Raw genomic sequence first — 21,901 nt, forward strand, 5'->3', positions numbered from 1 at the left:
CGAAGGAAGGACCGATGCTTCTTGCGTGACCGGTCTCCAGAAAGCCAATGCCATCCGCCAACGCAAGCATGGCGTCCGCCTCGCTACCCTTACTGCTTACGACTACCCGACCGCCCGACTTCTCGATGAAGCCGGCGTCGACCTGCTGTTAGTCGGAGACTCACTCGGCATGGTGGTGCTCGGTTATCCCGACACCACCCATGTCACCATGGAGCACATGCTGCATCATACCGCCGCCGTCGCGCGGGCGAACACGAAAGCCATCGTCGTCGCCGATCTGCCGATCAACAGCTATCAGACGCCGGAAATGTCCGTGGCCAATGCCAGACGTCTGGTCGAAGCCGGCGCCGATGCGGTGAAACTTGAAGGCGGCATTCGCCAGGCGGAAAAGGTCAGAGCCATCACCGAGGCCGGCATCCCCGTCTGCGGACACCTCGGCATGCTTCCCCAGAGGGTTCTGGAAGAAGGAGGCTACAAGAAAAAGGGCAAGACACCCGAACAAGCCAGCGCCATCCTCGAAGGGGCGAAGGCCCTCATTGAAGCAGGTGTCTTCGCGATCGTTCTCGAAAGCGTCATCCCCGAAACTGCCCGTCATCTTACCAGGGAACTCAGCGTTCCTACCATTGGCATCGGATGTGGAGGCGACACCTGTGACGGCGAAGTCGCCGTCATCACCGACCTTCTCGGCAGCTATCCCTGGTTCGTCCCTCCCTTCGCCCAGCCCGAAGCCGACCTCGCATCTAACATCTCGCGTGCCGTCCAAGCCTACCGTTCCCGTGTCCAAGCCTGATTCTCAATCTCCTTCACCTTGGTAAGTCCCGAAAAACAAGCCGCGCTGGAATCGCGCATGGCAAAGCTCGGCATCCTCGAAGCCGATCTTACGGAGAAGTTCATCCTCGGTTCCGGTTCCGGCGGCCAGAAAATCAACAAGACCCACTCCTGCGTTTACATCAAGCATGAGCCCAGCGGCATCGAGATCAAGAACCAGTCATCCCGGTCTCGCGAGATGAACCGCTACGCCGCCCGCCGTGATCTCTGCGATGCTTTCGACGAAATCCGGCTCGGCAAGGCATCCAAGCGCCAACAGGAAATGGAGAAGGTCCGCCGTCAAAAACGCCGTCGCTCGCGCCGGTCCAAACAGCGCTCCGTCGCCGACAAGCGGATCCTTTCCAACAAGAAGAACCTCCGCCGCTCACCCGGCCGTGACGACTGAATCGGGAGAAGGAGATTGCAACTCCTCTGGCCTCACCACAGGACCACCACCTTTCCCACCTAACAACGGACTTCAAAAGTCCGTCCCCATATTCCTCAACAACGCTCCTCCGCCTTCTTCACGACCGCATAGCGCTTCTTCAAATCATCGAGGCAGGAATCCACGAGCCCTTCATCGAGATGGTGCACATCCTGACCTCGACCAAGTTCCCGGAGCAGCAGGACCGTCAACTCGCCACCGAGATGCTCGCGAAATTCTTCAAGTCCTTCATGCACGCGGCGTCGGCCATTTTCATCACGCAGATCGAGCGCTTCATGCCAGAGTGGCAGTTTCAAAGCCTCGACGACATCGAGCACGCGCTCCGCATCGCATTCACGCAGAAGTCCGCACTTCGCGGAGTATAACGTGTCCAATGCCAGGCCCACTGCCACCGCATGAGCGTGGCTCAGAGTGAAACCTGTTAGTTGCTCCAACTTGTGAGCGGACCAGTGCCCGAAATCAAGCGGACGACTGCTCCCCGACTCGAAGGGATCACCGCCTTGCGCAATGTGGGTGGCATGCTGCAAAGCCGAGCGCTCAACACATTCTTCCAGCACCCCCGACTCAAGCTCTGCCAAGGCCTCCACATTCACTGAGATCCAGCGGAAAAATCCCTGGTCCTTCACCAAGGCGACCTTCACAGCCTCGATCAATCCCGCACGGCACGTCTCTTCATCCTGGCTGTGCAGAAACAGAAAGTCATTCACCACCGCAAAAGGCACGGCAAAAGCACCCACCCAATTCTTCTTTCCGAACTGGTTGATCGCGCATTTCACCCCCACTCCGCTGTCATCCTGAGAAAGCGTTGTCGTCGGAAAGCGCACCAACCTCACCCCACGATGGGCCGTCGCCAGCGCAAAGCCCGTCGCATCGAGAAACGCGCCACCACCGATCGTGATCACATACGAATGCCGATCGATGTGCTCCTTGTCCACCGTCTCCCACACCGTGCGGACGAGGTCGTCATCATTCTTCACCGCCTCGCCACCCTCGAGGACACGCACCCCCCGCCAGTCAAAACCAAGATCCGCGAAGTAGCTCTCGATCCCCGAGCTCAACTTCGGCCAAAGCTCGGCCACTGTCTTTTCCACGAGGACGAGCACACGCCGGCCACCCCCTTCTTCCAGCAGCTCCGCCAGCATGGCATTGTCCGACGAGAACGCATCACGCGTGAAACACACGCGGTGCTTGAAGCTGAGAGGAATCTGGAAATCGTGACGTGACATCGCTTGCAGGGAAAATATGCCCCTACCTACGGCCTCCGACCAACAATTCTTAGCATTCCATGACCGAAACCCTGTTTGAAACCCGCTGGCTCGGTGTCTACCGCATCGGACACTGGGATTTTGTCCGTCGTCCAAACTCGGATGCCTGCGTCGGCATCCTCGCCGTCACCCCGGATGACGAGGTGGTTCTCATCGAGCAATTCCGCATCCCGGTTCAACGATCCGTCATCGAAATTCCCGCCGGACTGATCGGCGACGAAGAAGCATTCAAAGGCGAGACCATCATCGAAACCGCTCGACGCGAGCTCCTCGAAGAAACCGGCTACCATGCCGGGAAAATCGAAACCTTGATCATCAGTCCGACATCAGCCGGCATGACCAGCGAATTCACCCACCTCTTTTTCGCCACGGATTTGGAAAAGCGGGAGGCCGGCGGTGGAGTCGGAGCCGAGGACATCAAGGTCCACCTCGTTCCTAAAGCATCCCTCCGCAGCTGGCTCCGCGAAAAAGAACAAGCCGGCCTCGCCCTCGACTTCAAAATCCACGCCGCCCTCTGGTGCGCGGGTCTATGAAAGCAGTGTCCTCGCTCTAACCGTTCCACTCACCGAAATTGCGGAACTTCTCATAGCGCTGGTCGAGCAGCTTCTTTACCGAGAGCTTTGAGAGTTCTTCAAGCTGACCGAGCACGGCATCCTTGAGAGCGGCTGCGGTCGCCAAATGGTCGTGATGGGCACCGCCCAGCGCTTCCGGGATGACTCCATCAATGAGGCCCAGCTTCAAAAGGTCCGGTGCCGCCAACTTCATGGCTTCGGCCGCTTCGGGCGCGTGCTTGCGGTGTTTCCAGAGGATCGCCGCGCAGCCTTCGGGACTGATCACCGAGTAGTAGGAATTCTCCAGCATCAGCACTCGATCGGCCACGCCGATACCGAGCGCCCCACCGGAGCCACCTTCACCGATGACCACCGCCACGACGGGGACTTCCAGGAGCATCATCTCCCGCAGGTTGTAAGCAATCGCTTCCGCGATGTTCCGTTCTTCCGCGCCGATTCCCGGATATGCTCCCGGCGTATCGATCATGCAAACGACCGGCATCTTGAACTTTTCAGCAAGCTTCATCAGGCGCATCGCCTTGCGGTAGCCTTCCGGATTCGCACTGCCGAAGTTTCGTTTGAGATTTTCCTTCGTGTCGCGCCCCTTCTGATGGCCAACCACCACCACCCTCTGGCCGCCAATCGTCGCGAAGCCACCCGGCATTGCATGATCATCGCCAATCCGGCGGTCTCCGTGGAGTTCGCAAAAATCACTGAAGGCGTGGGCAAGGTAATCAAGCATGAAGGGCCGCTGGGTATGACGGGCGATCTGAACACGCTGCCATGGGGTCAGATTTTTGTAAATCTGTCGGCGCGTCTCAGCAACTTTCTCCTCCATCGTGGCGATTTCCGCGGACATGTCGATGTCCTGTGAATCGGATTGCGTACGAAGCTTGTCCAACTCACGTTCGAGTTCGGCGATTGGCTTTTCAAATTCAAGGAGCTGCATCAGGAAATCAGTGTCGGCGTGGCGAAAGTCTAGCGGGTCGAGGTACGGAATTCCACCTCATTCCCCGGTCGGAGCAAAAGTGACAGTTCTTCAGCATCAGCGGGAGCCAAATACAGCCCCTGAGGCAGTTCATCCGGACTTTCTGCCCCGCTTTCAGGCATGGCAGTGATCACCGCCGATACCTTTTCGATACTTAAGAGTTTGGTCGCCCCGCGATAGCTGGGCGAAGCTGGCGGAACTCGACGATCTCCCACGACGCCGCTCTTTCCCTCGATCTTCGTCTTCAAGTCTCGCGTCGGGGCGCCTACCACCGCCGAAAGAAGATACTCACGCACAAACCGACCGTCATTCCACAGAGAAAGCACCTTTTTGTGCGGCTCCACGAGCACGCGGAAATTCAGAGGCATCACGATCAATTCGTCATTCGGCTGCAGTGACTTGAGATCCATCAAGCCATTGAGGTGCATGATCATATCAAGCGAGGTTCCGAATTTCCCCGCAATGCCGAGATACGAATCGCCGCGCTTGACCGTGTAGACCTGCTTGTTGGTCATGCGGCCGGCGGAAAGAAGTTCATCGAGATTCATTTCTCCGACGATCCTGCGAGCTTCGCCTGCGGCCTTTGAGCGGGGATAGATGCTCACCACGGTCTGCAGCTTGTCCCGCGCGCCCTGCAAATCTCCAATCGCGATCATCTCACGTGCCTTCTCGAAAACCTTCGCACCTGGATCGATCTCCGGCAGATCAGAATCCGCTTCGGGCAGAGCCACCAGAGGTTTGGCATCGACATTCACCGGCACCCACTCGCTGAAGGCGCCGCCAAGCGGTTCCTGGCGAACATGCTTTACCAGCATCGCCGTGAAAATCACCACACCGAGGACCACCAGGCCCGCGACGATCTTGATCAGCATCCAGAGGCTCATCTAGGCGCGATCATTCAGAGAAGTCCGCGCCTCTGGAAGTCGAATCGGTTGATCGCCCATGATCGGACGATCATTTCAAAGCTGAACTTGAAAATGGAGACCTCCCAGGCGTCATCAACCCCCTCGATGATGGCCCGCGCAGGGTTCCCCTTGATCCGTGCATCCTCCAGCACCCGATCACGAACCACGTCCATGGAATCATGAACGAGTTCCTCTTTCACCTGTCCGCGCTTGAAACGAAACCCGTAATTCAAGAATGCCATGTCCTGACCTTGCGCCCGCAGTTTCTCGACCAGCGCATCGAATCGCTCGCGGGCCTTCTCTTCGAATCCCTCAAGCTCGATATTGGCATAACCGTCGGGTCTAACAATCTGCGGTTTGAGCGCTTCCACTTCGCCGGTGCGAATGCGAATCTGCCCCGTGCTGTCCATCAGCTCGCTCAAGAGCTGAAACTCAAATCGAGTTTCACCAAAGGTATCGATCCGCCGATCCGGCTCCAACAGGACCCGGGTCGCCTCCATCGCATACTGAATGTCGTCAGGGGAATGCATCACCAATGCTCGACGAAAATCGCCGCTACGCAAAGAAAACGGGCGGACTCGCCAAGGAGCCCGCCCGTCAGCGAAATAATTCTTATGAAAAATCAGGCCTTGGCCTTGTTGACGTAAGTGATCACGTCACCAACGGACTGAAGCTTCTCAGCCTCTTCGTCTGGCACTTCAATTTCAAATTCTTCTTCGAAGGCCATCACCAGCTCGACCGTATCCAGAGAGTCAGCACCGAGGTCTTCGATGAATTTGGCTTCAGGATTTACTTGATCGGCATTAACGCCGAGCTGGTCGACGATGATGTCCTTTACGCGGTCTTCGATGCTCTTATCAGACATGGTGTAATTCGTGTTGGAACTGCCAAAGGGCTTACGCGATGGAGAGTGATCTTGGCAACCCCGAAAAAAAGTCAATCTCGGGCTTCTGAGGCATCAGCTGGCAGAGCCTCCTCGGATTCGTCCTCGTCCGTCTCGTATTCGATGATTTCCCCTGAAAATCTTGATTTCAGCGCCTGCATCAGTTTCTCGGCCGGCTCACCGTCCTCCGCCTTGAAGCCCCCGTAAGTCAGACCGTCGATCCGGATCTTCCTTTCCCCCCCCGAACCGTCGTTTGCCCACGCCATCGCCAGCCCCTTGCTGCTCCACTTCCGCAAATCCAGGCGCACCAGATCCTTGATTGGCACCGCCTTTCCGCCAGCCGGCTGGAAGGTGTCACCTTCTACCACCATTTTCCTCGTCAGGGTTCTCAGCAGGAAAAAGATGGCCACCGCCAGGAGACCGAGACAAATCCAGAAGACGTACCATTGCTCGTTGATCTTCTGCTGCGTGTAGGATTGTTCGGGCGGGCTTTTCGCCAGGCCGGATTCCTGGCGATAGGCATCGAAGTAGCTCTTCGGATTGCTGACACCCTTTTCCGCCATGGCCGCGTGGTCGTGCAGCATTTCCGGCCACATGATGGGAAACTCGGTGCCCACCGGCAGCAACTCAGGGTTCTCCGGCACCGCCACCTCCTGCGTCGAGGCGTATGCCGCCCACTCCTCCGGGCTCATGGACGCGCCCTTCGCCGTGAATTCTTCCGCCGCCTTCTTGAAGCTCTCCGACAGGAAATAGGAAAGATTGGCCTCCCGGTAGCCTGACTTGCCGTCCTTATAGAAAAGAACAGCAAAGACCCCGAACATCACGATCATCGCAGCGGCTCTCAGGAAGAACCACGGGGTAGGTTTGCAAACAACTCGGTCACTCATACGGTAGAGCCAAAGAAAACCTGTCTTCAGGCAGCTTGGCAAGCCCCTCTGCTCGATCGCTTTTGACCTCCTGCCTCCGGCGGTCCATATTCCCGCCGCCGATGGCCTTTTCAGAACAGTTCGAACAACTCCTCAACCACCCGTCCCCGCTGCTCAAGCGCTTCGGGTCGATGATCGAGCCAACCTCCGATTCCCGACTTGAACAACTCGCCCGCGAGTCACAAAGGCTGACTCGTTATCATTTTGGTCGGACCATGCGTCTCTTCGCACCGCTCTACCTTTCAAACGAATGCGTCAATAACTGCAAATACTGTGGATTTTCCCGCGACAACGCGATCCTCCGCACCACTCTCACCGTCCCTCAGGTCGTCGAGGAAGCAAAGCACCTCCACGCGCTCGGCTTCAGAAACATCCTCCTCGTCGCCGGCGAGCACCCCAAGTTCGTTTCGGACGGCTACCTTCAGGAGTGCCTCGATGCCATCAAGAGTTTCATTCCGACCATCGGCATCGAAGTCGGCCCGATGGAGGATGACCAGTACGCAGAAATCGTCAGTCACGGCGCGGAAGGTCTGATCGTCTATCAGGAAACCTATCACCGCCCGACCTACACCACCTTGCACACCGCTGGTCCGAAAAAGAACTTCGACTGGCGGCTCGACTGTCCTGAGCGCGCCTACGCCGGTGGCTTCCGTCGCATCGGCATCGGCGCCCTGTTCGGCCTTGCCGAGTGGCGCTACGAAGCGATGGCCCTCGCCGCGCACCTCGAGTATCTTTACAAGCACTGTTGGAAAGCCCAGTTCACCATCGCCTTCCCGCGCATGCGGCCCTACGCCGGCAACTACGAGTACGAACCGGACCCCGACCTCTTCCTTTCCGATCGCGCGCTCGTCCAACTCGTCGCCGCCTTCCGCAACTGCTTTCCCCAGGTCGGCATTGTCCTTTCCACCCGTGAACCCGCCCGTCTGCGCGACTCGCTCGCACCGCTCGGCATCACCATGATGTCCGCCGGCGCGAAGACCGAACCGGGCGGCTACACCGGTGCCGGCCACGATGACCTGCACCTCACCGTCAAAGGCCGCAGGGTCGAAATGGAGAATGCCTCCGGCTGCGAACGCGCCACCGAACAATTCAAGATCGACGACACCCGCTCACCCTCCCAAGTCGCCACCATGCTCCAACAACGCGGACTCGATCCCGTCTGGAAAGACTGGGACGAAGCCATCCTCGGATCCTGACAATGACTCTAACCATCAACGGCACCGTCCGCAGTTTCGAAGCCAGCGAGATCACGGTCGACCAGCTCCTCCACGAGCTCGACCTCGCTGGAAAACCCGTCGTCGTCGAATTGAACCGCGAGGCCGTACTGCCTGGCGATTATCCGTCGACGCCTGTCAGCGATGGCTCCGAACTGGAGATTGTTACGATTGCCGCAGGCGGGTGACCCCTATTCCGGCAACGGGACCTGTTCACCAAGATGCTTGGGACGGGTTCCCAGGACTTTCACATCGAGCCACATCTTGACCCGCGCCCCGACTTCTCGAAGTCGGGTCTTCAGCCCGCCTTTCCCTGCCACATCCTTGGCGTTGTATCCGGTGTATTCCATCCCGTTCGCCTTCGCCAGATAGGCCGCACGCTCGTTCTGAAATCTCTGGGAGATGAACACGACCTTTTCCACACCAAAGATCTCCTTTGCCCGCACCACCGAATCCAGAGTGCGTAGCCCGGCGTAGTCGCAGATGATTTTGTCTGCCGGCACCCCCTTTTCAATCAGCGCCTGGCGCATGCGTTTCGGTTCGTTGTAGTATTTCGTGCGGTTGTCGCCTGAGACGATCACGCAACGCGCCTTCCCCGCCTTCCACACCTCGGCAGCCGCATCGATCCGGTAGCGGAAATAGAGATTCTCGCGTCCATCGATCTGATCGTCACATCCGAAAACCAGCATCACACCATCGCTGGGAAGCCGATCCACCTCATCGTGAACCTTCCCGGCACCTGCCAGCACCGCCGCAATGTTTGCCCACGCGACAAAGGCCGCAAACAGTCCCGCCAGCGTAAACAGGAACAATCCCATCCGCTTCAGGATTCGTTTCCATCGCCCCGGGGTCTTCACATCGATGAACCTCCCACGGTCTTCTTCGTCCATGACATCATGGCCTTCAATGATTCCTCAAAGCGGGTCCCGATCGGTTGTCTCGGTGCCAGCACCCGCAGACGTTCCGGCTGGTCATCCTTGAAAATCACATGCTGGGTCCGGCCCACCAACTCACCGTCCACTTCCAACGGAACCATCCGGTTTGCCGTGACCTCGAGGCGCTCGGTTTGAAAGTACTCCACCGTCGAGTTGCTGAAGTCCACGCCACCCATTGCAATCCCCCGCAGCGAATCCAACACCAACTTGTAACCCGCCTCCTTAAAGACCAGCACATCGAGCTTGTTGTCGGTATTGTCCGCCTTGTGAAACAGTTTGAACTGCCCTCCATAGAGCGATCCATTCCCCGCCAGCACGGCAACGCCTTCCTCTTCCCGGCCATCATCGGCGATCACTTTCATCAGTGGCGGAGTCTCACCAAGGACCTTCACCGCCGATAAAAGATAGGCCAAAGGACCGAGCACCTTCTTGCTCTCCCAGGTCGTCTCCTCGATCACTGCGGCATCGAATCCCACGCCCGCCATCTGCACGAAGGGCGTGCCGTTCGCTTCGAACAAGTCCACCTCACGCACGTGACCTTCCAAAATCACCTCAAAGGCACGATCCAGATTGTCGTAGGGAATGCCCAACTCACGCGCGAAGACATTCATCGTTCCGGTCGGCAGCACACCGAGCGCCGTCCGGGAGCCAGCCAGACCCTTGACCACCGCGTTGAGGGTTCCATCGCCACCCGCCGCGATCACGATGTCCTCACCCTGATCCGCAAAGCGCCTCGAGAGAGCTTCCGCCTCTTCCGCCGAACGCGTCGCGTAGAGCCCGAGACCTGCGGCATTATCCATCAAAAATTCCAACGCCCTTCGTCCCCGCTGGCTGCGCGCCTTGGGGTTGAACAAAACCGGGTATCTCCGAGGAAGAATCACGTGGGGGAATTCAACTCATCCCATGGCCGTCCCGCAAGCTTCGAGCCGCGCCATTAACAACGCGACGGGCAATCCCATCACATTGTCGAAGCTCCCGACAATCTCCTCCACCAGCATCTCGCCATGCTCCTGGATGCCATACGCCCCTGCTTTGTCCAATGGGTTCACTTTCGAAAAGTAGTCCTCGATCACCTTTTCGTCAAAATCCCTGAAGCTCACTTCCGTCAACTCATGGAAACGCTCCACTTTCCCACCCGGAAAAACCACGCAAACCCCCGTGCAAACCGTATGCACCTGTCCGGACAGCCGGGCCAGGACCTCCCTCGCCTCCGTCATATCCTTCGGCTTCCCCAGCGGCACGCCGTCGATCCACACCAGCGTATCCGCGCCGATCACCGCCGCCTCCGGCACCACCACCGCCCGCGCCTTCAGCTCGGCATTCCTCTCGCACAGCTCAGAAAGCGCGATCGACTCGTCGTGCAGCTCCTCCGCCGGAGAGGCCATCACTTCAAACTCAAGCCCCTCCCGCTCCAGCAATTCACGGCGTCGGGGCGATGTCGATGCGAGCACAATCCTCATGCCCCGCTGTAAACCCCGATCCGCTCCCTCGCAAGACCTCCTTAACGCAATTCACTTGCAACAGATGATTTCGCATGCACCTTCCCGCCATGCGCCACTGGATCAGCTTCCTCATCCTTCTGCTTGCCGGCTCGCTTTCCGCCAAGGAACTTCAAGTCGCCACCCTGCACCCGCTGCTCGGTGACCTTGCCCGCCAGGTGGGCGGCGACCGGGTCCACGTGGTCGATCTTCTGGATAAAACCTCCGACCCACATCACTTCGAACCGACTCCCGACCAGCTCCGTCAATCAAGCGGCACCGATCTTTTCCTCGCTTCCGGCATGGGCCTCGAAAGCTACCTTTCGTCCCTGAAAACCATCATTCAACCGCCGAGCCAGCTCATCGTCCTCGGCGATGGACTTCCCTCGATCGAAGGCGCCTGCAACGACCCCACCCACAATCACGCCCAGCATGACCACGCTCACGAGCTCGACCCGCACTGGTGGCACTCGATCGATACCTTCCGCCGCGCCAGCACCCTGACCGCCGCCGCCTTCGCCAAAGCGGATCCCGCCGGCGCCGAAGTCTATCAAGCCAACGCCCTCGCCTACCGAGCCAAGCTCGACGAACTGGAGCGCTGGACCCGGAGAACCCTCGCTCGCATTCCCCAGGACCGGCGCATCCTCGCCACCGCCCACGCCGCCTTCGGCTACTTCTGTCGCGACTACGGATTTGAGCCGCTTCCCATCAGCGGCATCAATCGCGAGCAAATGCCCGACGCCCGCACTCTTGCGAACCTGATCAAGGACCTCAAAAGCAAGAAGGTTCCCGTCATCTTCCCCGAAGCCGCCTCCAATCCCAAGACGCTCGCCGCTCTAACAGAAGAAACCGGCATCCGCCTCGCCCCTCCTCTCAACGCCGACGGCTCCACCGCCGACACCTACGAAGAGATGATGCGCAAGAACGTCGGGATCATCGCCGAAGCGCTGAAGTGAGGGCCCGTCTTCCGTTCCCGACGTCGTAAATTACACCGCCAACCAGCGCCAGCATCATCGTCACAAGACCTTTGAGCAAGAATAGCGTAGCCTTTCCTGGAAAGGCACGGCGTCGAGTTTGATGAAGCCTACCGTCGCGACGCGACGGGATTTCAAACGTCCTCTTTCCGTGGGCTCGAAGCCCTCGGCTAACATCAACCGTCGCGACGCAACAGGCACAAAGGCAATTCAGTTCTCCACTCGAATGCTCACCGAGCGTCCGTGCGCATCGAGGCCTTCAATCCGTGCAAACTCTTCCACCGAGGCCAGCGACTTCTTCACTGCTCCGGCGTCAAGCTTCACGACACTTGTCCGACGCTGGAACTGATCCGCTCTCAAGCCTGAGAACGAACGACCACCGCCACCTGTCGGCAGGGTGTGACTTGGACCGGCGAGGAAATCCCCCACAGCCACGGCCGAAAGGTTTCCGACATAAATCGCACCTGCCGTGCGGATCTCCTTGAGCCACTTCTTCTCCTCGGCACATACCAGCGACAAGTGCTCCGGCGCAAAATCATTCGAGATCGCCACGCCATCGGCGAATGATTTCACGTGCAGCATGAAGGTTTCCTTTTCGATGACTTCACGGATGTACTCCGCACGCGAAAGCGTCTCTAACTGACGGCCGATCGCCTTCTGAACTTTTCCGATCAGCGCCTTTGAATCAGTGACAAAGCCAATCACGCTATCACCACCGTGCTCGGCTTGTGCCAGCAGGTCCGCCGCGATGAATTCCGCGTTTCCTGTCTTATCGGAAAGCACCAAAACTTCACTCGGTCCCGGCAGCAGATCGATCGAAACCGCACCGACCAGCTGTCGCTTCGCCTCGACCACAAACTTGTTTCCTGGACCAAACACCCGATCCACCGGACTAACAGACTCCGTCCCCAGAGCCATCGCCGCGATCGCCTGCGCGCCACCGATCTTGATCACCTCGCGCACCCCTGCGGCATAGAGCGCGTAGAGCAATGCGGGGTTCACTTTTCCATCCGGTCCACAGGGAGTTGCCCCGAGGATTTCCGGGACCTTTGCCGCTTTGGCGAATCCCGCCGTCATCAGCGCGGTCGAAACCAAGGGCGCCTTGCCGCCAGGGACATAAACACCCACCCGCTCGAAGGGCGTGAACCGTTCCCCCACTCGCGCACCTTCCGCGTTCCGGTACGACCAGTCCTTGCGCATGCTGCGCTTCGCGAACTCGGTGATGTTCTTCAAGCTCGCAGCGATCGCTTTCTTCGTCGCCGGCGATACCGCTTTCTTCGCCTCCGCAAACTCTGCCTCGCTCACGAAAAGACTCTCTTTCGAAAGCTCTACCCGATCAAAACGCCTGGCGTATTCGAAAAGCGCCGCATCCCCCTTCGCCGATACCTCGGAAATAATTCCCGAAACCAGGTCGCGAACATCATCGCCAGGAATTGCCCGACGCTTCAGTCCCTGCACGAACTCCACATAGCCAGGATCACGATAACTCAGAACTTTCACGGGCGGAATCTGCCGTCCCAATCCCGCTTGGCCAAGCCTCAATAATAGGGCCGGAGCATCAGATAGCAGACCGGCCCGGTCACCGCGACGTAGAGCCACAGCGGAAACACCCAGCGGGCCATCCGGCGATGCGCATCGAAGCGATTCGTGATGCCTGCTACGAAGGTGAACAGGATGAAGGGAAAACTCACTGCCGCCGAAACGATGTGGGTGATCAGCAGGACAAAATACACCGTCCGCATCGGCCCCTCGCCACCATAACGCGTCGGGTCGTTGGTCATGTGATAGGCCACGTAGGAAAGCAGGAACAGCACCGACAAGCCCATCGCCGTGACCATCGCCGTCTTGTGGGCGCGGACCTTGCCCTGCTTGATGAAGATCAGTGCCAGAATCAAGACGATCGCTCCCGCCGCGTTCACCGCCGCGTGAAACGGCGGCAGCATCGAGGTGTCCCAGCCATCCGGCAACGGCAGCCTTACTTTCTGCATCACCGCGACCAGCGTCAGTACCACCGTCGTCAGCACCCAAGCCACCGCCTTCAGCTTCCGGGAAAGCGCCTCATTCGCCGGCTTTGCCAGCCACTCGGATCGTTCGCTCATTTCTTTTCGAGTTCCTTGCGAATGCGGTCGTACATCTCAAGCTTGAGCTTCCCGTAGAGTCCGGGATCGCGCTCCACCGCCTGATCCGATCTCGCATCGACCAATGGCCACTTGCCGATCACTTCAAACTCGCGGTTGACTAACAGGAATCCCATGTCGTGCGAATAGCGACCATTGCTCGCGATATCCACCGGGTTGCGCCACTTCTTGATCTGGAAAAACTTCAGGGTGTTCTCGAGGTAATCGTGAACTTCCTCCTCGTTCTCACCACGCACAAACCACCAGTTCTTCGGGTCTGCCTTCAGCGAATCACCATACGACTTCAGCTGCGCAACCTTGTCAGTTTCCGGATCCACGCTGATGCACACGATCCTGAAATCCGGGTGACTTCCGAACTGCTTGTAAATCTCCACCAATTCCTTGCCGTTGCGCACCGCACAGTGCGGACAGACCGCGAAGAACTCCGCGATTAAGGTCACCTCACCCTTGATATCCGAGAGCTTGACCGCCTCGCCTTCCTGATTTGTTAGATCGATATCCTTCTCGATGGGAAACATCGTTTCCACCTCGGTTCTTCCCGCGTCCGAGACAATGGGCAGGTCCGCTTCAGGTGCCCGGGCGCCGACTCCGCGGAAATAAATCAACATCGCCACCGAGAGAACGATGACGACCGAATAGATGGCGATGACTTGTGCTTTTCGACTCATGGCTTTTGTTCGGCATCAGGTTTCTCAGCGGCAGGCTGGGCAAGCAAATCATCGATCGTCTTGTAAAGAAGATCCTGCATGCTCTCGACATTGCTCTTCTCCAATCCCTCCGTGCGGCCTTCCCCATCCCACGCCGCCGCCTGCTCAAAATCGAGTGGCACGGGATTTCTGAAATTCAATTCCTTGCCCTTCGAGTTCTTCGCTCGAACCGTCGCCTGACGAAGGTGGCGGTCACGGTCGACAATCACCAACGATCGATCGTACTGCCACTCGCCGTCTTTCTTGTGCGGCATGATCTGGGCTTTGAGGCGGTTCTTGAGAAACTTGTGGGTGCTTTCCTCGCTCGCTCCGACCAACCACCAGAACGGCAACTCCGCACCGAGTTCCTCGGCATAGCCCGCAAGCTTCGTCGGCGGCTCGTTCTCAGGATCCACGGTCATCATCACGAGATGGAAGTCATCACGTGATCCATAACGTGCCTTCAAATCCTGGAGGACTTTGCGAGTCGTCTTCCATCCCTCGGGCTGCTCGAAACTCACCGGTGAGATCACAAACACATCCCCTTCCATATCGAGCAATGCAGCTTCGCTCTCGTCCTGACGCCAGACGCGAAAATTTTTGTCGAGTCGTCCTGAGCCGAGTGCCGGACGATCATCGCCCGCCTGTCGTTTGGCCGAACGATTGTAGGCGATCAGGATTCCGAAGCCGCTGACAAGCATCAGCACGACGAGAATAATCCCGGTCAGGCGCAGCTTCTTCGGGTCGCGAACCGCAGGTTCAAGGTCTTGAGCAGGATACCGCTTCATGGGGCGGCGGAAACTAGACTACCTCCATGCAAACGCAAGCAATCCAAGTTCAAGCGGCAGGTAGAGCAGCGTGAAAAGGAAGAGCTTCCGAAACGAGCTGCGCTCTCCATCGCGCATGAAGCGCCCGGAAAGTCCCGCCATTATCAGACCCAGCAGCACCCCACCGCCCAGCGCGATATGCCCCGGCACGCCCGGAGTCAGCCCCGCCAACCACGGCCAAACCGGCAGAACGGCGAGCATCAGCGAGAAAACCGCACTCAGCAACGCGCTTCGACGCCCCGAGACATCGCCGTCGCTCCACATCTTGTAGCCAGCCGATTCGTATTCCTCACGGCACAGCCAGTTGATCGCCACGAAATGCGGGAGCTGCCAGAGAAACAGCAGCGAGAAAAGAATCGCCGCGCCCTGATCGAGCCCATGCCCCGGCACGGCCACCCAGCCCATCACCGGCGGGATCGCTCCCGGGATCGCCCCGACCAGCGTGTTGGCGCTGCTCATCCGCTTCATCGGCGTGTAGATGAAGACGTAAACCGCTACCGTCACCGCCGCCAAAACCGCCGCCACCGTGCCCACTTTCACCGCCAGGTGGATAATCCCTGCCGCTGAAAGCACCCAGCCGACGCCGAAGGCAAAAAGCGGATCCATGCGCCGCGATGGCAGTGGCCGATCCGCCGTGCGCTTCATCCGCGCATCGAGATCGACTTCCATCAGTTGATTGAAAGCCGCCGAGCCGAAAGCCGCCGCTGCCGTTCCGATCAGCGTGTGAAGCAACAACACCACATCAAACTCCCCGCCTTTCGACGCCAGCAGGAAGCCGAAGAAGGTCGTGATCAGCACGAACACGTTCAGCCTGACCTTTGTCAGCACCGCCAGGTCCTGCCGCAGGCCGGGTGCCTTGTTCTCCACGAGCTCCTCGCTCTCACTGATCGGTTCCTCGCTCATCGATTCCGCTGCACGAAAGGAATGCCCCATTTCGTCCCGCGCGCACGGAAAATCGCATCAGTCCGCCGTCACTCTTCGAGAAACTCAGACTTCGGCCGCTTCGATTGATACTTGTCGAGAATCTCCTTCAATTCATTCAGCGTCTCTTCCGTAAGTCCGTATCGGAATTTCTTTCCGGCCTCGACGTAGATCACCTCCCCACAATCGAAACAAATCATCGCCACCGTGGTGAAGGTTCCGTTTTTCCAGCGGACCGCGTAATCCGGGTGGAACTCCTTGGGCTCGGCCTCTTCTTGAAAAACCGAGAGATGATCAGAACCCGATAGCAGGCTCTTGAGCAGCTCGGTATCCTCCGCTTTGGCCTTCACATCCGGGGTGTAGAAAACCTGACCCATGAACTTTGTCGTGTCGGTCCGCTCGGACTCGGAGGTGCGAAGCTTTTGCTCCAGTGTGGGATGCGGAAGTCCCTCGAAAACGAAAACCTCGGCCGCCTTCGCCAGCGCCTCACGCGACAGCTTGCTCGCCGCGACCGGCACCGAATCCTTTTCAGCTCCCAACGCGGGAACGAGCGAAGCGGCCAGACAGACGAGCAGTAGCGGGAAAAATCTCATGCTTTATGAATAAGCACGAAAGCGAGGCTCTGCCAGATCAATTCCAGATTCCCTGAAAGCGGAGTTGCGCTTCTTGAAAATCGCGCCTGACTATTCGCTTCGACCTATGCGGAAACTCGCCGACAATCTCTGGCTGCTCAGCTACCCCCTCAAGGTGCTTGGCGCCGACATTACCCGCAATATCTCGGTGATCCGCCTGGCATCCGGAAAACTGATCATTCACTCCACCGCGCCCTTCACGTCCGGCGACATCGATTCGATCAAGCGCGAAGGCGAACCCGCGTGGCTGGTCGAGGCCATGCTCGATCACGACACCTTCAGCAACGAAGGGCGCGACGCCTTCCCAGAAATCCCCTACTTCGCGCCGCCGGGATTCGAGGAACGGGTGCCCTTAGCTGTCCAGTCCCTGACCGCCCCCCCCGCTGAATGGTCTGAGGAAATCGAGGTGATGGCCATCGAAGGCAATCCCTCCTTCAACGAATACGCCCTCTTTCACCGCCCATCGCACACCCTGATCGTCGCCGATCTCATCTTCAACTACCGCAGAGCCCCCAGCCTCTGGACAAAGCTTCTGCTCTACCCCGCGATGGGTCTCCACCACGCCCCCGGCATGTCGAAACGATTCCGTGGTTCCATCACCGACAAAGCGGCTTTCCGTCGCTCGCTGGCGCAATTGTTAGATTGGGACTTCGATCGCGTCATCGTCGGCCACGGCCAGGTCATCGAGTCCGCCGGCAAGAGCAAGTCCCGCGAAATGTTCGAAAAACTCGGCTTTCTCTAGTCATCGCTCGATTCGAAGCGCGTCGTCCCCTTCATTCAAAATTCACGAATCTCTTCTCCCATCGGCAGGAGGATTCCCTATGATTCGACAATCACCAAAGAGCTATGAAGAAAGTCTACGAAAACCTCGAGTTTGCGATGGTCGGGCACATGAAGTCCCTCTTGGAAAGTCAGGGCATCCGCTGCGAAATCCGTAACGAAGGCGGCGTGAGCGTGGCGGGTGAAGTCCCCTTCACCCAAGTCTACCCGGAACTCTGGGTGCTCTCGAATGCGGATCTCGAAAAAGCCAAGGCATTCGTCGAGGACTACCGTGAGAAACTCAGGAACCAGCCCGTCGCTGCCGATTGGACCTGTCCCGCCTGTGGAGAACTCGTCGAAGGGCAGTTCAGTGAATGTTGGAACTGCGGCAAGCCAGCCCCCGAGCCTGCGTGAGCGACGCCTCCCCATCGAGATCCGCGAAATCCCGCTGGCAGCACCTTGCTTCGCCTGCGGCCTTCATGCGCCTGGCGGTGCTCATCGCGATCTGCCCGATCCTTGGGCTCTTTGGAAAGCAGCACTGGTTTCTTGATCTCTTCAATCACCTCCAAGCGCAGTACTTCGCCGCGCTGCTGATCATTTCGGTGGTGCTCGGCATTTGGCGAAAGCCGAAGCACGCGGCCATTTCCGTCGCGGCCTTGCTGATCCCCACGGCCCGACTCGCGCCACTCTATCAGTCGACGAATCCCGGCCCGCAGGGACCGGAGCTTCGCGTCGCGAGTTACAACGTGCTCACCTCGAATCAGCGTTACGGTGATGCCGTTCGCTGGACTCTCGAAACCGACCCGGACTTCATCTATTTCACCGAATGCCATCGGAAGTGGATTCGCGAGCTCGACGCACTTGCGAACGCGTTCCCCTACGCCACCGAGATGAGCTACTCGAGCAACTTCGGATTCGCCTTTCGCTCGAAGCATCCGATCGAGTCTGTAAAAGTCCATCCTACCGGAGACCTCGAACTCCCCCTTCTGGAAGTCCGGATTCGGACTCCACATGGCCTCGTCACCGTTTTCGGCTGCCATCCGGTGCCACCGATGAATGATTTCTGGGCCTCCGAGCGCGACCATTATCTCGCCGAGCTCCAGCGTCTCAGCAGCGCCGCTGAAGGCCACTGCGTGATTCTCGGTGACCTCAATGCGACACGTTGGAGCCATCACATGAAACCCATCCTCACAAGTTTTAGTGACACTCAGGAGGGCCATGGCTACAGCGCCACCTGGATGCGGAAGAACTGGCTCGTCACCATCCCGATCGATCACATCCTCACGCGCGGATTCCAAGGGACAAAGACCCGGGCGACCGGCCCCGACCTCGGCTCCGACCATCGCCCCGTCGTCGCGGAGTTGGTGTGGTAAGTTTGAAAACTAGAATGCCACGCCGTCAAGAACGCCAAGGTTCCTGATGACGAACCCACCACTCGGCCTTGTGGCCCTACGTCTCAGATCGACGAAAAACGCGAAATCCCGCGAAAGCTCAGGGATTCATCAAACAGCAAGCCGCCGCTCAACTCACCGACGCACGCACGATGTCCTTCGTCGCCGCGGGGATCGGAAGATCTTCGGGCTGGAGGTCCATGCCGGCCACCGGCGTTGCCTTTTCGATGTCGTCGAGAATATCGAGCTCCGGACGGAAATCCGCCGCGTGATAGGAACTTCTAACAAGCGGACCACTCGCGACATGGCGGAAGCCTTTGTCCAAAGCGATTTGCTTCAATTCGGCGAACTGATCGGGATGCAGATAATCCACCACCGGCAAGTGACGTGGTGTCGGGCGCAGATACTGCCCCATGGTCAGCACGGTGACATCGTGTTCCAACAGGTCATCCATCGCTTTGAGAATCTCGTCGTGCTTTTCTCCGAGACCGAGCATCACCCCGCTCTTGGTGGCGACCTTGCCCTGGACCATCGCCTTTGCCTTTTTCAGGACGATCAGGCTGCGATCGTACTTCGCCCGTGAACGCACCAGAGGAGTCAGACGTTCGACGGTTTCGAGGTTGTGATTGAAGATGTGCGGACGGGCGGCCATCACCATTTCCAGCGCCCAGTCGCGGTCGTTGAAATCGGGAACCAGCACCTCGATGACGATGCCCGGATTCATCGCACGGACCGCCTCGATGGTTTTCTGAAAGTGTTCGGCGCCCCCATCGCGGAGATCATCGCGGGCCACGGCGGTGATCACCACGTGTTTGAGCTTCATGCGTCGCGTCGCCTCGGCCACGCGGTAGGGTTCGTCATCTTCGAGGGCGTCGGGCTTGGCCGTTTTCACCGCGCAGAACCCGCAGGCGCGGGTGCACTTCTCGCCGGCGATCATGAAAGTCGCGGTGCCCTGCCCCCAGCACTCCCAGCGGTTCGGGCACTGGGCTTCTTCGCAAACCGTCACCAGCTTGAGGTCGGTGATCAGCGACTTGGTCGACCAGAAAACCGGGTCATTGGGCAGGCGAACCTTGATCCAAGAGGGTTTCTTCTCCTGATGAAGGGAGGGATCCATCTTCATCTTTGGTCCGTGGCAGCCGCTCATTTCGGCGGGACGCTAGACCCGCCCTCTCTCAGGGGAAAGGGCAAAAATGCGGAGTCAGGCTTTGAAAGCCGTATCTAGGGCAATTTCACCGCCTTCAGAGCCAGAAACATCGGGAACTCCCGCGCCGCACGATGCTCGCCCTTGCTCCGCGAGCCTCCGGCCTGGGAGCGGCGGTGGCTGACCAGCTCTTCGCAGCGCGTCACGGCGAGACCCGCCCCACCAATCGCATTCATCACCTCCGCCAGCGGACGGTGGTAAAAGCTCGTTGTCTCCCCGCCCCCTTTGCCCGGATGGGTGACGATCGGAATTTCGAGGTCGACACCATAGCGATCGACCCGGCGATACTGAAGCTTCCGGCCTTCGTCCCAGCCCCAGTGCGTCTGCCTTGGAATCCGGAAACAGGGATGCATGAAAATCGCCACGAACTCGCCGCCACTTTTCAAAGCCGCCGCCGCATTTCGGCACATTGCCGGGAGGTCCGGCACATCGTGCACAGCCATCAGGGAAGCCACGGTATCGAATGAAGCATCGGCCCACTTGCCATCCGCACAGGCATCCGCGACTTCCGTGGAAACCCGCTGGTCATCGGCGAAGCGAGCACGCGCCGACTCGATGAGCTGCGGACTGGCATCGACTCCGGTTACCTGCACGGCACCGCTTTCCAGAAGCAGCGGAATGAGCACGCCCTGACCGCAGCAGAGATCGAGGACCTTCTTTCCTTTCAGAGGAGAAAGCAGATCCATCGCCGCGGGCAAAACCACGTGCTGGTGGTAGTCCGAACCATTCTTGCCGACGAGTTGATCATACCAGGCCGCGACCTGATCCCAGCCCTGCTCTTTTCTGCCGGCAGGCTTTTTCACCGGAGGCTTCCAGCCGCCACGCCGTGCGACCTTCTTCTTGGGGGGAAAGCGGCGTTTGCCTCGATTCGGATACTCGTCCACGCCGGAAGTTCCCGCATTCCCCCGCGACAAACAAGCCGCAAGGCACATGCATCGCTACACGCCCCGGCGTCCCTCGAGCGCGCGTGCCAGAGTGAGCGCATCCGCGTGCTCCAATCCGCCGCCAGCCGGCAGCCCCTGCGCGATGCGCGTGACCGGACACTTCCCCTTCAACAATCCTGCTAGATAGTTCGACGTCGCTTCTCCCTCCACATCGGCGCTCAGTGCCAGAATCACTTCTTCGATTTCCTCCTGCTCGATGCGCTGGAGCATCGAGCCGATGCGCAGATCTTCGGGCGTCACGTTGTCGAGCGGTGAAAGCTTTCCTCCGAGACAATGGTAGCGGCCTTTGAAAACTGCGGAGCGCTCCATCGGCAGGACATCGGTGGCCTGCTCGACCACACACAGCACCGCCTCGCGATTCGAATGATCGCACACCGCGCAGTAACCCTGAGTGGCGAAGAAACCGCAAACTCCGCAGGCCTGAACTTCCGACTTCGCCTTCCCCAGAGCTCCAGCCAGGGCAAGCGGATCCGCCTTCGGATTCTGAAGCAACCAGATTGCCATCCGCTCCGCACTGCGAGGTCCCACACCAGGCAGACGTTTCAGTTCATCCACGAGCGCACCAACGGATTCAGGGTATTCAATTCGAGCCATGAAGAGGAAATCACTCAGGTTCGCGGTGTCGAACCGCATAAATCTCCGAGCCAAAACCACCCCAGAGGATGGCCGCCAGCGGCACGGCGATCGGAGCCGCATAGGATGCCAGTGCCAGCACCGGAATCCACGAAAGCGTCAGCAGCAAGGAACTGAGAAAGAGCACCAGCCGCCGCCAGTTTCCCGGCGCATGTAGCATCGCCTGACAGAGCCCGATCGTCGAAAATGCCGTCCACACCCAGACCACGGGTCTCCCGAGTTCGCGAAGTTCCCCCTCGAGCCCGAAGGATCTTGAGACATGCACCACCATCAGATCGAGCTTCGCCGCCACCCCAACCATCACCAGCACTCCTGCCACCGCGAGAGCCATGAACGAGATCGCCAAGGCAGCCGCTCCAGGATGGGGCTCGGGTTTTTTTGCAGGTTTACTCATTCGC

The 21,901-nt window shown here is 58.8% G+C and carries 28 protein-coding genes; 9 read left to right on the forward strand and 19 right to left on the reverse strand.

The genetic code is table 11. The features are described from left to right. Positions 1–25 precede the first annotated feature (25 nt). The gene (gene panB / locus ACFQY0_RS07845; protein ID WP_379711061.1) at positions 26–790 is read left to right on the forward strand and encodes a 3-methyl-2-oxobutanoate hydroxymethyltransferase; all 765 of its coding nucleotides are present in this window, start codon (positions 26–28) and stop codon (positions 788–790) included. Positions 791–808: 18 nt separating this feature from the next. Next, entirely contained in the window at positions 809–1,213 is a 405-nt protein-coding gene (locus ACFQY0_RS07850) for a peptide chain release factor family protein (RefSeq protein WP_379711063.1), read from the forward strand. A gap of 95 nt (positions 1,214–1,308) precedes the next feature. Here ACFQY0_RS07850 and ACFQY0_RS07855 read toward each other — a convergent pair whose 3' ends face one another. Continuing rightward, positions 1,309–2,478, reverse strand: a complete 1,170-nt coding sequence (locus tag ACFQY0_RS07855) for a 3-dehydroquinate synthase (RefSeq protein WP_379711065.1) — start codon at positions 2,476–2,478, stop codon at positions 1,309–1,311. A gap of 59 nt (positions 2,479–2,537) precedes the next feature. Here ACFQY0_RS07855 and ACFQY0_RS07860 point away from each other — a divergent pair, with 59 nt between their 5' ends. Further along, positions 2,538–3,050, forward strand: a complete 513-nt coding sequence (locus ACFQY0_RS07860) for an NUDIX hydrolase (RefSeq protein ID WP_379711067.1) — start codon at positions 2,538–2,540, stop codon at positions 3,048–3,050. Between the two features lie 16 nt (positions 3,051–3,066). On the opposite strand, the gene ACFQY0_RS07865 is transcribed toward ACFQY0_RS07860, so the two are convergent. From ACFQY0_RS07865 to ACFQY0_RS07885, 5 genes are all read right to left on the reverse strand, one after another. Beyond that, on the reverse strand, positions 3,067–4,017 hold the full coding sequence (locus ACFQY0_RS07865; RefSeq protein WP_379711069.1) for an acetyl-CoA carboxylase carboxyltransferase subunit alpha: 951 nt from the start codon (positions 4,015–4,017) through the stop codon (positions 3,067–3,069). A 29-nt stretch (positions 4,018–4,046) separates the two neighbouring features. Then, positions 4,047–4,940, reverse strand: a complete 894-nt coding sequence (locus ACFQY0_RS07870; RefSeq protein ID WP_379711071.1) for a LysM peptidoglycan-binding domain-containing protein — start codon at positions 4,938–4,940, stop codon at positions 4,047–4,049. Between the two features lie 14 nt (positions 4,941–4,954). Beyond that, positions 4,955–5,491, reverse strand: a complete 537-nt coding sequence (locus tag ACFQY0_RS07875) for a hypothetical protein (RefSeq protein WP_379711073.1) — start codon at positions 5,489–5,491, stop codon at positions 4,955–4,957. Positions 5,492–5,583: 92 nt separating this feature from the next. After that, positions 5,584–5,826 (reverse strand): acyl carrier protein, encoded by a 243-nt coding sequence (locus ACFQY0_RS07880; RefSeq protein ID WP_379711075.1) that lies wholly within the window; start codon positions 5,824–5,826, stop codon positions 5,584–5,586. 71 nt (positions 5,827–5,897) lie between these two features. After that, positions 5,898–6,731 carry a hypothetical protein gene (locus tag ACFQY0_RS07885; RefSeq protein ID WP_379711077.1) on the reverse strand — a complete coding sequence of 278 codons (834 nt, stop codon included), beginning with the start codon at positions 6,729–6,731 and terminating at the stop codon, positions 5,898–5,900. Positions 6,732–6,832: 101 nt separating this feature from the next. Between ACFQY0_RS07885 and thiH the strand changes: the two genes are divergently transcribed. Both thiH and thiS read left to right on the forward strand, forming a co-directional pair. Then, entirely contained in the window at positions 6,833–7,966 is a 1,134-nt protein-coding gene (gene thiH / locus ACFQY0_RS07890) for a 2-iminoacetate synthase ThiH (RefSeq protein WP_379711079.1), read from the forward strand. Between the two features lie 2 nt (positions 7,967–7,968). Beyond that, the gene (thiS, locus tag ACFQY0_RS07895; RefSeq protein ID WP_379711081.1) at positions 7,969–8,172 is read left to right on the forward strand and encodes a sulfur carrier protein ThiS; all 204 of its coding nucleotides are present in this window, start codon (positions 7,969–7,971) and stop codon (positions 8,170–8,172) included. A 3-nt stretch (positions 8,173–8,175) separates the two neighbouring features. Here thiS and ACFQY0_RS07900 read toward each other — a convergent pair whose 3' ends face one another. The 3 genes from ACFQY0_RS07900 to ACFQY0_RS07910 are packed head-to-tail and all read right to left on the reverse strand — an operon-like array spanning position 8,176 to position 10,379. After that, positions 8,176–8,874: a SanA/YdcF family protein gene (locus ACFQY0_RS07900; RefSeq protein WP_379711083.1), complete on the reverse strand. Its 699-nt coding sequence runs from the start codon at positions 8,872–8,874 to the stop codon at positions 8,176–8,178. Further along, a complete protein-coding gene (locus ACFQY0_RS07905; RefSeq protein ID WP_379711085.1) occupies positions 8,838–9,800 on the reverse strand; it encodes a diacylglycerol/lipid kinase family protein in 963 nt (320 codons plus the stop codon). The genes ACFQY0_RS07900 and ACFQY0_RS07905 overlap by 37 nt, the downstream gene beginning before the upstream one ends. 15 nt (positions 9,801–9,815) lie before the next feature. Then, positions 9,816–10,379, reverse strand: coding sequence for a Maf family protein (locus tag ACFQY0_RS07910; protein WP_379711087.1), 564 nt, complete (start codon positions 10,377–10,379; stop codon positions 9,816–9,818). Between the two features lie 89 nt (positions 10,380–10,468). On the opposite strand from ACFQY0_RS07910, the gene ACFQY0_RS07915 reads away from it, so the two are divergent. Continuing rightward, positions 10,469–11,353 (forward strand): metal ABC transporter substrate-binding protein, encoded by an 885-nt coding sequence (locus ACFQY0_RS07915; RefSeq protein ID WP_379711089.1) that lies wholly within the window; start codon positions 10,469–10,471, stop codon positions 11,351–11,353. Positions 11,354–11,581: 228 nt separating this feature from the next. Here ACFQY0_RS07915 and hisD read toward each other — a convergent pair whose 3' ends face one another. From hisD to ACFQY0_RS07945, 6 genes are all read right to left on the reverse strand, one after another. After that, entirely contained in the window at positions 11,582–12,871 is a 1,290-nt protein-coding gene (gene hisD / locus ACFQY0_RS07920; RefSeq protein ID WP_379711091.1) for a histidinol dehydrogenase, read from the reverse strand. Positions 12,872–12,909: 38 nt separating this feature from the next. Further along, the gene (locus ACFQY0_RS07925) at positions 12,910–13,470 is read right to left on the reverse strand and encodes a DUF420 domain-containing protein (protein WP_379711093.1); all 561 of its coding nucleotides are present in this window, start codon (positions 13,468–13,470) and stop codon (positions 12,910–12,912) included. Then, the gene (locus ACFQY0_RS07930; RefSeq protein ID WP_379711095.1) at positions 13,467–14,177 is read right to left on the reverse strand and encodes an SCO family protein; all 711 of its coding nucleotides are present in this window, start codon (positions 14,175–14,177) and stop codon (positions 13,467–13,469) included. Before ACFQY0_RS07930 ends, ACFQY0_RS07925 begins: the two co-directional genes overlap by 4 nt. Continuing rightward, positions 14,174–14,983, reverse strand: a complete 810-nt coding sequence (locus tag ACFQY0_RS07935) for a hypothetical protein (protein WP_379711097.1) — start codon at positions 14,981–14,983, stop codon at positions 14,174–14,176. The genes ACFQY0_RS07930 and ACFQY0_RS07935 overlap by 4 nt, the downstream gene beginning before the upstream one ends. Before the next feature lie 18 nt (positions 14,984–15,001). Continuing rightward, on the reverse strand, positions 15,002–15,925 hold the full coding sequence (gene cyoE, locus ACFQY0_RS07940) for a heme o synthase (RefSeq protein WP_379711099.1): 924 nt from the start codon (positions 15,923–15,925) through the stop codon (positions 15,002–15,004). 68 nt (positions 15,926–15,993) lie between these two features. Next, positions 15,994–16,536 (reverse strand): hypothetical protein, encoded by a 543-nt coding sequence (locus ACFQY0_RS07945; protein ID WP_379711101.1) that lies wholly within the window; start codon positions 16,534–16,536, stop codon positions 15,994–15,996. 106 nt (positions 16,537–16,642) lie between these two features. On the opposite strand from ACFQY0_RS07945, the gene ACFQY0_RS07950 reads away from it, so the two are divergent. From ACFQY0_RS07950 to ACFQY0_RS07960, 3 genes are all read left to right on the forward strand, one after another. Beyond that, the gene (locus ACFQY0_RS07950; RefSeq protein ID WP_379711103.1) at positions 16,643–17,317 is read left to right on the forward strand and encodes a hypothetical protein; all 675 of its coding nucleotides are present in this window, start codon (positions 16,643–16,645) and stop codon (positions 17,315–17,317) included. Positions 17,318–17,421: 104 nt separating this feature from the next. Then, positions 17,422–17,748, forward strand: a complete 327-nt coding sequence (locus ACFQY0_RS07955) for a putative signal transducing protein (protein ID WP_379711105.1) — start codon at positions 17,422–17,424, stop codon at positions 17,746–17,748. Continuing rightward, the gene (locus tag ACFQY0_RS07960) at positions 17,745–18,707 is read left to right on the forward strand and encodes an endonuclease/exonuclease/phosphatase family protein (RefSeq protein ID WP_379711107.1); all 963 of its coding nucleotides are present in this window, start codon (positions 17,745–17,747) and stop codon (positions 18,705–18,707) included. Before ACFQY0_RS07955 ends, ACFQY0_RS07960 begins: the two co-directional genes overlap by 4 nt. A gap of 148 nt (positions 18,708–18,855) precedes the next feature. On the opposite strand, the gene lipA is transcribed toward ACFQY0_RS07960, so the two are convergent. From lipA to ACFQY0_RS07980, 4 genes are all read right to left on the reverse strand, one after another. After that, entirely contained in the window at positions 18,856–19,869 is a 1,014-nt protein-coding gene (gene lipA, locus ACFQY0_RS07965; RefSeq protein ID WP_379711109.1) for a lipoyl synthase, read from the reverse strand. Between the two features lie 74 nt (positions 19,870–19,943). Then, complete coding sequence (locus ACFQY0_RS07970; protein WP_379711111.1) at positions 19,944–20,810, reverse strand: class I SAM-dependent methyltransferase; 867 nt, start codon at positions 20,808–20,810, stop codon at positions 19,944–19,946. 54 nt (positions 20,811–20,864) lie between these two features. Continuing rightward, complete coding sequence (gene recR, locus ACFQY0_RS07975) at positions 20,865–21,464, reverse strand: recombination mediator RecR (protein WP_379711113.1); 600 nt, start codon at positions 21,462–21,464, stop codon at positions 20,865–20,867. A gap of 10 nt (positions 21,465–21,474) precedes the next feature. Beyond that, positions 21,475–21,897: a hypothetical protein gene (locus tag ACFQY0_RS07980; RefSeq protein WP_379711115.1), complete on the reverse strand. Its 423-nt coding sequence runs from the start codon at positions 21,895–21,897 to the stop codon at positions 21,475–21,477. Positions 21,898–21,901 lie beyond the last annotated feature (4 nt).

This window comes from Haloferula chungangensis, assembly GCF_042664875.1.
Lineage (GTDB): Bacteria > Verrucomicrobiota > Verrucomicrobiia > Verrucomicrobiales > Akkermansiaceae > Haloferula > Haloferula chungangensis.